Raw genomic sequence first — 9,952 nt, forward strand, 5'->3', positions numbered from 1 at the left:
ATAAGCAGAACTGGATCGCCGCATTCATAAGCAGAACTGGATCGCCGCATTCGAGAACACCGGCGGGCGCCCAGGGCGGCCCTCATGCGGCGCGTACCAGGCCATCTCCTTGTCCAGCCAGATCAGCAAAGACCCGCGCTTGCGGAGCGCAGCGTTGTAGGCGGACCAGTTCGTCGTGCGGTAGCGGGCGGGCTTGGGCTTGCTCATGACATCCGTCTAACCCCATGGATTCGTGTTGTGAATCCTCCAACGAGAGAGTTCTGCAACAATGCCCCGACCAGCCCAAAGCTGAAGCAACGCTTGCCCTTTTGCGTATGGCTACCCGTGACAAAACGAGAGAGAAAGTCGTCTATAATTGTGAAAATGATCCGGCGCCAGTCGTTGGAATTGGCCACATAAAAAACGACAACGGTCCAGGATTGAGGAATAGCAGCTGTGTATCAGCCTATATGGGCTTGAGTGCTATGAACACCATTGTCCGCACTTATTCGGCGACGGACAAACCCTACATCGAGAGAATGTTTGGCACTACAGAGGCCGTTCTGTTCAAACTGATTCATGGCTACACGGGGCGCAAGGCTGGTGAGCTACCTGGCTACGATGCCAAAGCAAACGGTGTTCTTGACATAGACGAACTCACTGCAATTCTCACGCGCTTCATGATCGACGAATACCCATCGATGCAGCACTTTGGCTTCGGAATGGGCGGGCGCCGACCCATTGAAGTCCTCAAGCAAGTTCAGAGCCAGCGAAAGGGATTCCCGGTAATGGATCCGAGTGAACGCCGAATACATCTCGGATGGAAGCAACAGGTCACCCCAAACGATGAAGGTGCAAGGGTTTTCGGGGGCATTTGGTACAACTCTGACGATCTGCAGAAAAAGCTTGAAGAGTATCCAGAGGCAAGAAAGATCGACGTGTTCGTTGACCCTGATGACTTGTCGCTCGCGACTGCAATTATACCGAGGGCCAAAGATCCGATTACATTGGAAATTCAGACGACGGTGTTCGCGGACATGACGCTTCCAGAAGTTTTAAACCTCATGGAAGAAGTGCGAAAAGAACATCCAACGCTGACTGACCTCCATGAGGACTTGCTAGCCCGAGTGCGGCTCCAGCGGCACGAAAAACTCAGGGCTATTGGAGTGGAGCGAAATCTGCCCCGGAGCTACAGCACCGTTGAAGAATGCAAGGCTAAAGCAAAGTCAGTGTTCGCAGGTGCAAGAGTTATGCGGCCGCAACGGCCCTCCTGCAACGCTCCCGTTGGCCGCATCATGGATGTCGACGCCGACGCTCCATGGGTGTTGCCAATTGGTAGTGATGAGCCGCCATCGGACTGCTTAGACGAAAATCAGCCAGATGCCGGCGCCAGATCCGGGGCTCGCAAGATAGCTGACCCGGGTTCGGATAGCATTCCTAGTACAGTTTCTACAGGCTCTCGAAAGAAGAAAGAGGGTGGGAAATCAGGCTCACCGACACGCTATGGTCGGCCTGAGGATGTCGGGAGCTTGGAGTAATGGAGTTCATCGACAAAAAAAGAGTTGAGGCCTCTTCAGAAGCCAAGACTGGATTCTATCCCAACTTGCCACGTCGGCAGGAACTGGTCGATGCGCTGACATGGTGTGTGACTGACTATTACATTAAGGCCAGTGCCGGACAGCCATTTGAAGCTCGGGGCATCCTCGTTACAGGGGAATCTCGAGTGGGGAAGACACGCGAAACCAGAAACCTGTTAGAGAAGCTGAAAGAAGGCCCCAACATCATGCCAGATGGAAGGCCTGCGCGTATCGTGTCATGTGAACTTGCGGGCAGTGTGTCTTGGAAAGATCTAGGCATAAAGACGCTTGAGGCCCTGAATTACCCCATCGATGGACGGCGCACTCAAACCTACATCTGGGGAGAAGTAGTAAACCAAGCCCGTCAGCAGGGTGTCATCGGCATACATTTTGACGAGTGCCAGCACGTATTCACTGAGAAAAACTCGAGAACCAACGAGATTTTCTTGGACAGCTTCAAGACCCTCCTAAAGGACTCTAGATGGCCTTTGATTTTGATCCTGTCTGGGGTTCCAATCTTGGCTAGGTATATACAGGAATACGAGCAACTCGCACACCTCCTCAGACCAGTTCACTTCGATCAGATTGATTTCAAGAAGGATGCACATGAACTGAACAGGCTTGTATACAGTTACGCTGACGCAGTTGGGATATCCTTCGACCAACTTTCTCACGCAGAGTTCTTCAAGAGGTTGCTCTGTGCATGCATAAATCGCTGGGGGCTGGTCATTGAGCTAGTCGTCGAGGCTTTTGCCTTGGCTAAACTCGAAGGTGCGCAGTCGTGTTCGCTCGACCATTTTGTGAGTGCATTTGCAAAGACGTACCGTCTCCCGCCTGCATACTCACCTTTCACTGTTGTCGACTTCGAAGAGGCCTTCAATCCCGAGGTGATGGCGTCGCTGCTTCACAAAGAACAATAACGATCAGAGCGCGTGTAGTTGCCGCGAAGAGCCCGCCTTGAGCGGGCTCTTTCTTTGCCAGACCTGTGCATGCTTTTGGTTTTGGTGTGCATGTTTTTGGGGTGCGCCACCATTTTCAAGTTCACAAGTAACTGATTTTAATTGGTAAAATTAGGGGGTTGGATTGCCGAATCAAAGAGGCGTGCATTCTTATGCCTCATTGGCACCTGCGCCGCTGTTTTGCAGCCGCGGGCAATGCATTGGTCGCTATTGCGGAAGCGGATTCACGCATGCGTGCCGTGCGGCAGTTGAACGCGATGAGCGACGAGGAACTGGCCGAACGAGGCCTGAGGCGCGAGGACATCGTGCACCATATATTCTCGGACAGGTTCTACATTTGAGGCCGTTGGCCTTCGGCACAGGAGCGTACGGATGAACGCGCCTGTGCTGACTGCCCGGGCATATCATGGCCACGCTCATGCCGCCGCCCCGGTGGACCGGGTGGTGCTGGATTACGAAGCTAGGTTCCTGCGCCGCAAGGTGTTGCAGACCGAAGGTGGCGGCCGCCTGCTGGTTGACCTTGCTCAGACCACTTCACTGGAGCACGGTGGCGTGCTGGTTCTGGAGGGCGGAGGTGAAATCGCCGTCGTCGCCGCTGCCGAGCCGCTGCTGCAGATCACCGGAACGGGGCTGCTGCGGCTGGCTTGGCATATCGGCAATCGCCATACCCCTTGCCAGATCGAAGGTATCCGACTGCTGATCCGCCGGGACCATGTGATCCGCGCAATGCTGGTTCAGCTGGGCGCCACAGTGGAAGAGGTGACGGAACCCTTCAACCCCGAAGGCGGTGCCTACGGCCACGGGCGGCCTCATTCCCATGAACACGGCCATTCCCTGCATCACGGACGGGGGCACGGCCATGAGCACTGAAACCGGACCAGTGGTACTTCTGCAGTGGCTGTCGCCGGCTTATCCGGTTGGCGCCTTCGCCTGGTCCCACGGGCTGGAAGCTGCGGTTGCCCGCAAGGAGGTGACCGATGGGGCAGGGCTGGAAGCCTGGTTGGGTGATCTGTTGCTGTTTGGCAGTGCCCGTGCAGATGCAATTTTGCTGGCCGCCGCCTGCCGCGCCGAACACAAGGCCGCGCTGGCAGAAGTGGACGCCACCGCCCGCGCCTTCGCTCCCTCCCGGGAGCGGCTGGCCGAAACGGTCGAACAGGGAACTGCCTTTTGCCGGGCTACGTCGGAAGTCTGGGGCGACAACCTGCGTGATCTGACCTATCCGGTGGCGGTCGGGCGCGCCGCCCGCATGTATGGGATGCCGCTGGACCTGACGCTGGAGATGTTCACGCACGCATTCGTTTCCAATCAGGTCGCAGCGGCCCAGCGGCTGCTGCCGGTTGGCCAGATCGAAGGCCAGCGCATTCTGAAAAACCTTGGCCCGCTGGTATCCGATGCAGCGAAGAATGCGCTCACTTCGGACCTGTCCAGCCTCTCCAGCGCCTGTTTTGCTGCGGATGTCGCCTCGATGGTTCATGAAATACAATATTCAAGGATCTTCCGGTCATGACCTCTCCCCACGGTCCATTGCGGGTTGGCATCGGCGGCCCTGTCGGCGCGGGCAAGACCACGCTGACCGCCCAGCTTGCCCGTTGTCTGTCGCCGCATCACTCGATCGGGGTGATCACCAATGACATCTACACGCAAGAGGACGCCGAGGCGCTGATGCGGATGCAGGTGCTGCCGCAGGACAGGGTGATCGGGGTTGAAACCGGCGGCTGCCCGCATACCGCGATCCGCGAGGATGCGTCGATCAACCTTGCCGCGGTGGCAGAGATGGAGCGGCGCCACCCGGATGTGGAGATCGTGCTGATCGAAAGCGGCGGCGACAATCTCTCTGCCACCTTCAGCCCTGAGCTGGCCGACGTGACGTTGTACGTGATCGACGTCGCGGCGGGTGAAGAGATCCCGCGGAAGGGAGGACCGGCGATTACCCGCTCTGACCTGCTGGTCATCAACAAGACGGATCTGGCGCCCTATGTCGGTGCATCGCTCGACGTGATGGCGCGTGATGCCGCGCGGATGCGCGGATCGCTCCCCACAGTGTTCACCAGCGTGCGGCACGGCAAGGGGGTTGCCGAAGTTGTCCGCCATCTTTGTGCAATCGGCGGGCTTACTTTCGCGGTCCCGCTGTAGCGGTTTTCCCGCTGCCGCCTGCCGGCATTTGACAGCCCTGGCCCGGCTGCGAAAACATCGGACCGTACCGGAGAGTTTTGTCCGGAGCATTTGACAGGAGCTGTGACTGCAAGTGACCCATGCAACCACCGCATTCGACGCACGACTGGCCGGGCTGCTGCAGCAAATTTACCCGGACCACGACACTGCGCAGCTCGCGGCACGGGTCGTTTCAGCCTTCTGGCCCGCGGGCACGCACGGCCGCAAGCGCGGCCGGAGGCCGGGCAACCGGCTGTGGTCCGAGCGCGACGCGGTTCTGATCACCTATGGCAACTCGCTGCAGGATGGCAGCCACAAACCGCTGGACGTGCTGTACGATTTCCTACTCGGCCATATGAAGGGAGTGGTCAATGGCGTCCATATCCTGCCATTTTTTCCCTATACCTCGGACGATGGGTTTGCGGTGACCGACTACCGGGCGGTGAACCCGCAGCTGGGAGACTGGGAGGACATCACCCGGATCGCGTCGCATTTCCACCTGATGTCAGATCTGGTGCTCAATCACGTGTCCAGCCAGGGCCATTGGTTCAATGAGTACCGCCAGGGCAATGCCCCCTATGACCGCTACTTCTATGAGGCCAGCCCTGATGACGACCTCTCGCAGGCAGTGCGCCCGCGTACCACGCCGCTGCTGCAGGCCGTCGAGACTCGCAAGGGAACCCGTCATGTATGGTGCACCTTCAGCCATGACCAGGTTGACCTCGACTTCACCAACCCGGACGTGCTGCTGGAGATGCTGGGCATCACCCGCCTGCACATCAGCAAGGGGGTGCGCATCCTGCGGCTGGACGCAGTGGCCTTCATCTGGAAGCAGGCAGGCACCCGCTGCATCCACCTGCCGCAGACCCACGCCATCGTACAGCTGATGCGGCTGCTGTGCGACTATGCGACCGAAACAGTTGTGCTGCTGACAGAAACCAATGTGCCTCGCAGCGAAAATCTGAGTTACTTCGGCAACCGGAATGAAGCGCATGCGATCTACAACTTCCCACTGCCGCCCTTGATCCTGCACGCCATGCAGTCGGGGACGGCGCGCTACTTGCACCGCTGGCAAGCAGCGATGCCGCCGGCGCAGTTGGGCTGTGCTTACCTGAACTTCACCGCTAGCCATGACGGCATCGGCATGCGCCCCGCCGAAGGTGTTCTGCCGCCGGAAGAAAGGGCGTGGATGATAGACGCCGCGCGGCAGGCCGGTGGGCTGGTTTCGATGCGGGCCAAACCGGGGGGCGGCGAGGAGCCCTACGAGCTGAACTGCTCCTATTTCGAGGCGATGCGCTGCACCTTCACGGGCGAGGATGCGCTGCAGATCCCGAGGTTTCTGTGCTCCCAGACCATCGTGATGTCGCTCGAAGGCATCCCGGCCTTCTATATCCATTCGCTGCTGGCGACCCCGAACGATCACGAGGCCGTCGAGCGGCGCGGTATGAACCGTGCCATCAACCGGCACCAGTGGCATTACCCGGATCTGCTTGAGCGGCTGGACGATCCACATTCGGACCAGTCGCGGGTGCTGGGGGAGATGAGCCGCCTGTTGAAGCTCCGCGGCCGTCAGCCGGCTTTTCACCCCAACGCAACGCAGTTCACGCTGGCGCTGGACGAGCGCCTGTTCGGGATCTGGCGGCAGAGCCTCGACCGGGACCAATCCATATTTGCGCTGCACAACGTCAGCAAGGACACCGTGACCGTCAGCCCCACGGCAATCAACCTGATCGAAGGCGACGATTGGACCGACCTGATAACCGGAGAGCGGATTGCACCGGCCGGTCCTGAAATTCCCTTTGCGCCCTACCAATGCCGCTGGATCAGCAACAGGGTCTGATCAGGCCGGGTCAGGCAAACTCGTCCTGGTCAGCAACTGCTGCAGCCTTGAGATCCGCCAAGAAATCCGGGTCGGCCGAATGCACCCGGTTCCAGGTCGGGATAAAGGGCGTTTCATGCGGGTTTTCCAGGAAAATATGGCCTGCACGCAGAATGTTCTCGGCAAAAAGCTCGATCGACTTTTCTTCATTATGCCGATCAACCGACAAGCCGTTCATCTTGGCATCGCTGTGGTAGCCTTCCAGCAGATCCAGCGCCGACCGGTAGTATGTCGCTTTGAGCGTTCTGAACACATTTGGTGTGAAAACCGTGCCGTCCGCCGCCAGCTTGCGAATGATCGCCTTGCAGATGTCAGTGGACATGCGACTGAGGCCCCGCGAGGCATCCTCGGGCGACAGTTCCTGGTGCTTGTGGTCATAGGCGTCGGAAATCTCGACCTGGCACACCGATTTCGGCGCCAGGTTGCGCCAGGCTTCGGAAAGCACACCGACCTCCAGGCCCCAATCCGAAGGGATGCGCAGGTCTGCCAGGACATGGGTCCGCATCGCGAACTCTCCCGACAGCGGATAGCGGAAGCTGCGCAGGTAGTCGAGGTAGTCACGGTCGCCGACCACACGCTTCAGGGCAATCAAAAGGGGGCTTACCAGCAGGCGGGTCACCCGCCCGTTCAGCTTGCCGGCCCCGATCCGCGAATAGAACCCTTTGGACATCTGGTAGGAGAACCCCGGGTTGACAACGGGGTAAACCAGCCGCGCCAGCATCTCGCGGTCATAGGTGAGTATATCGCAGTCGTGGATCGCCATGACCGCGCTGTCAGCACAGGCCAATAGATAGCCGATGCAGGACCAGACGTTCTTGCCTTTGCCTGGCTCCTGCGGGGCGAGTCCCAGGGAGCCGAGCCGTGCCTCCAGCACCTGCATCCAGGGGCTGTCGTTCCAGATCACGATATGATCCTGCGGCAGTCTGGCGAAAAATTTGCGCGCGTGGCGGAATTGCGTCTCGTCCGCTTTGTCCAATCCGATAATGATCCGGTGCAAATAGGGCACCTGTGCCAGCTCTTCCACGATGTTCTCCAGCGCCGGGCCTTCCAGCTCGGAATAAAGGCAGGGCAGGATCAGGGTGATGCGCCTGGTTTTAGCGTAGACCGTGAGCTCATGCGTCAGGTCCTCAAGGCTGCGCGTTCGCAGATTATGCAGCGTGGTGATGTTTCCGTTCTGGTGAAAGTCAGCCATCGCTTGCTTCCTCCTTGGTCAGATTAAGGTCCTGCAGCAGGCCGAGGACCGCGGCGTTCCAGCCGGCCGGCCCGGCAAGTTCGGTACGGCGGATGCGCCCTTCCGCTTCCCCCGGCAAGGGCGGCAGATCCGGCCCGTGCGGGTTGCTGACGATAAATCCGACGTCCGCGGCCTGCAGCATCGCGGCGTCATTGGGCGCATCGCCAAGGGCCGCGGTCAGCCCGGCGGAATAGAGCCTTGCCAGATCCCGCAGCCTGTCCGCCTTGTTGCCGCCGAAGGAAAGCGTCAGGAACCGCCCGCCGCGCTGCGCCTGCAGCCCGGCAGATCGAACCGCCTTCAGGAACCGGCCGAGGTCCGCCTCCGTGCCCTGCCAGACACCGGGTTCGCTGAAGTCCCGGGTCCGGGCGTTCCGGGCTGACCCGAGCGTGAGGCCGGTAAGATCTGCAACCTCGTGATCGGACATCGCCCTAAAGCCGCGGAAGCCCGGCGGCAGCACTGCAATCCGGTCCAGCAGGTCCGTGTACCGGCTGCATTGCGAGGCGGTCTCCTTTCCCGCCCCAAGCAGCCCGGCGCCGTTTTCGACAATTGCAGGCCATCTCCCGAGACCCATCGAACGCCTCAGCGGAGCAACTTCAGCCGCCGTCTTGCTGGTCGCCAGAATGACACCCGCCCCGGCCTCCTTCAGCGCTGTCAGCGCCGGGCGGGCGGACTCCCAGCAATAGTCCTCGTGGCTCAACAAGGTGCCATCGAGATCAGAGAATACGAGAAGCGGGACAGCTAGCGTCATGCGCCAAGTATAGTCTGGCCGTCCCGGGATGGAGAGATTTCCGCAGCCAGGCCAGGCGCGGTTGCTGAAATCCTGTTCGGTTCTCTGCTGCCTGCTTAACGTTCGGGCTTTTTTCATCCGCAGGCCTGAGCCCAAGCCGGCAGGGCGGCTCGATCCTGATCACTTAAGGAATGCTCAATTGGGGTATCCTTTCCCGGAGGAGGCGCAAGATGCGCGCAATAATGTTCCGCTAGGCCCACGAGTCGCTCTGCCTGGAGGACGATCCTCAGCCGGAACCGGGGCCTTGGGACGTTCTGATAATGGTCGAGGCCTGTGGCGTGTGCCGCACTGATCTTCATTTTGCGGATGGCCGATCCTGCCGTTTGCAGAAGTGCCCGATGCCAAAACGCGCCCAGTTGCCTCGCAGATAACAGGACAGACCCCGGTATTGTGAACGCGGCGGAAGAGCGGCTAAGCCGGGCATTTGCGGAGCGGGACGAAGCGCTGCTGGCAGACGTGTTGAAGCCGCTTCCAATCAGCGATGCGCTGCGAGAACTGACAAACCTGCCGCCGGATGACCAAAGCCTTGCGCTGTCGCTTCGGCCTGCAGAGCGTGCCGTATAACCTTACAAGAAGTCCGTCTTGCTGCCTGTTCAATAGCACCACTTTGCAAATCGTTTGTCCTGTGTTCCTTCTCGGAACTCCGCCCTGAGATCATCTTTCTGTCTTCATTTCAGGCACTTAGATTTTCTCACTTAACGCTGAAAAAGTACCGTCCAGTGCATCATGACGGCAACCGCAGTAGGAGCCGAATGCTCGTTTCATCCGTGCTCCCGGTCAGCAAAACGGAACAAGCCCTCGTTGATGTCCAGTTTGGAAAAGTTCCTGACCCTAGAAGCGGCTTCTGAAAATGGCGCTTTCAGTCTCTGCGTGTTTTTGCTCGAGCCTTCCAAGATCACAGCCCCATTTTTGATGAGGCAGATTTAGTGAGTTTCAGCGCGGCTCCTGAATTCTTAGACAGATCCAGCAGGAATTTTTTCATACAGCATTCTTCGAGATTGATCTCTTCATGACACAAAAGGCTAGAGCCTAGTTGCTGCCAGCCGAACGCTTAGCGGTCGGAATTCAGGTCAGGTGAACTATCTTATTTAACATAATTTCGCTTACGCGTTTTTGAGGTGTACGCGGGCACATTCTAGATTGGGTTGCGACAATTCCCCTATCTTGGCCCAAGGGGCTCGAACGTGAAAAAGTGGCCAAAATTCAGAACATTTGTGAACGATTTATGTTGCGCTAATCACGAAAACTCGTAGCCATTTGCTTTCATGCGGTATTTTGGAGTTGGGTAGATGGATGCCAGCGCGGCACGCAAATGGAGCTTGTCCTTTCAGGATATGGATTTTCTATCGTCGCTGCCCCAGTCTGTTTGCCTTGAGGTCGCACTACAGA

The 9,952-nt window shown here is 58.7% G+C and carries 9 protein-coding genes and 1 pseudogene; 7 read left to right on the forward strand and 3 right to left on the reverse strand.

Annotation, left to right across the window (positions count from 1 at the left end):
- Positions 1–27 precede the first annotated feature (27 nt).
- A pseudogene (locus A9D60_RS23215) lies at positions 28–207 on the reverse strand (transposase); the annotation flags it as partial.
- A 107-nt stretch (positions 208–314) separates the two neighbouring features.
- Between A9D60_RS23215 and A9D60_RS23220 the strand changes: the two are divergent.
- From A9D60_RS23220 to A9D60_RS23250, 7 genes are all read left to right on the forward strand, one after another.
- Entirely contained in the window at positions 315–1,517 is a 1,203-nt protein-coding gene (locus tag A9D60_RS23220) for a hypothetical protein (RefSeq protein ID WP_175393026.1), read from the forward strand.
- Positions 1,517–2,476 (forward strand): ATP-binding protein, encoded by a 960-nt coding sequence (locus A9D60_RS23225; RefSeq protein WP_065269783.1) that lies wholly within the window; start codon positions 1,517–1,519, stop codon positions 2,474–2,476. Before A9D60_RS23220 ends, A9D60_RS23225 begins: the two co-directional genes overlap by 1 nt.
- Before the next feature lie 191 nt (positions 2,477–2,667).
- On the forward strand, positions 2,668–2,856 hold the full coding sequence (locus A9D60_RS23230) for a DUF1127 domain-containing protein (RefSeq protein WP_065269784.1): 189 nt from the start codon (positions 2,668–2,670) through the stop codon (positions 2,854–2,856).
- Positions 2,857–2,887: 31 nt separating this feature from the next.
- Positions 2,888–3,385, forward strand: a complete 498-nt coding sequence (ureE, locus tag A9D60_RS23235; protein WP_065269785.1) for an urease accessory protein UreE — start codon at positions 2,888–2,890, stop codon at positions 3,383–3,385.
- Positions 3,375–4,022 (forward strand): urease accessory protein UreF, encoded by a 648-nt coding sequence (locus A9D60_RS23240; protein ID WP_065269786.1) that lies wholly within the window; start codon positions 3,375–3,377, stop codon positions 4,020–4,022. Before ureE ends, A9D60_RS23240 begins: the two co-directional genes overlap by 11 nt.
- The gene (gene ureG, locus A9D60_RS23245; RefSeq protein WP_065269787.1) at positions 4,019–4,648 is read left to right on the forward strand and encodes an urease accessory protein UreG; all 630 of its coding nucleotides are present in this window, start codon (positions 4,019–4,021) and stop codon (positions 4,646–4,648) included. The genes A9D60_RS23240 and ureG overlap by 4 nt, the downstream gene beginning before the upstream one ends.
- 112 nt (positions 4,649–4,760) lie before the next feature.
- Positions 4,761–6,506: a sugar phosphorylase gene (locus A9D60_RS23250; protein WP_065269788.1), complete on the forward strand. Its 1,746-nt coding sequence runs from the start codon at positions 4,761–4,763 to the stop codon at positions 6,504–6,506.
- Between the two features lie 10 nt (positions 6,507–6,516).
- Here A9D60_RS23250 and A9D60_RS23255 read toward each other — a convergent pair whose 3' ends face one another.
- Together A9D60_RS23255 and A9D60_RS23260 are read right to left on the reverse strand one after the other, a co-directional pair.
- On the reverse strand, positions 6,517–7,737 hold the full coding sequence (locus tag A9D60_RS23255; protein WP_065269789.1) for a glycosyl transferase: 1,221 nt from the start codon (positions 7,735–7,737) through the stop codon (positions 6,517–6,519).
- Positions 7,730–8,524, reverse strand: a complete 795-nt coding sequence (locus A9D60_RS23260; RefSeq protein WP_065269790.1) for an HAD-IIB family hydrolase — start codon at positions 8,522–8,524, stop codon at positions 7,730–7,732. Before A9D60_RS23260 ends, A9D60_RS23255 begins: the two co-directional genes overlap by 8 nt.
- Positions 8,525–9,952 lie beyond the last annotated feature (1,428 nt).

The organism is Leisingera sp. JC1, assembly GCF_001679925.1.
Classification (GTDB): Bacteria; Pseudomonadota; Alphaproteobacteria; order Rhodobacterales; family Rhodobacteraceae; genus Leisingera.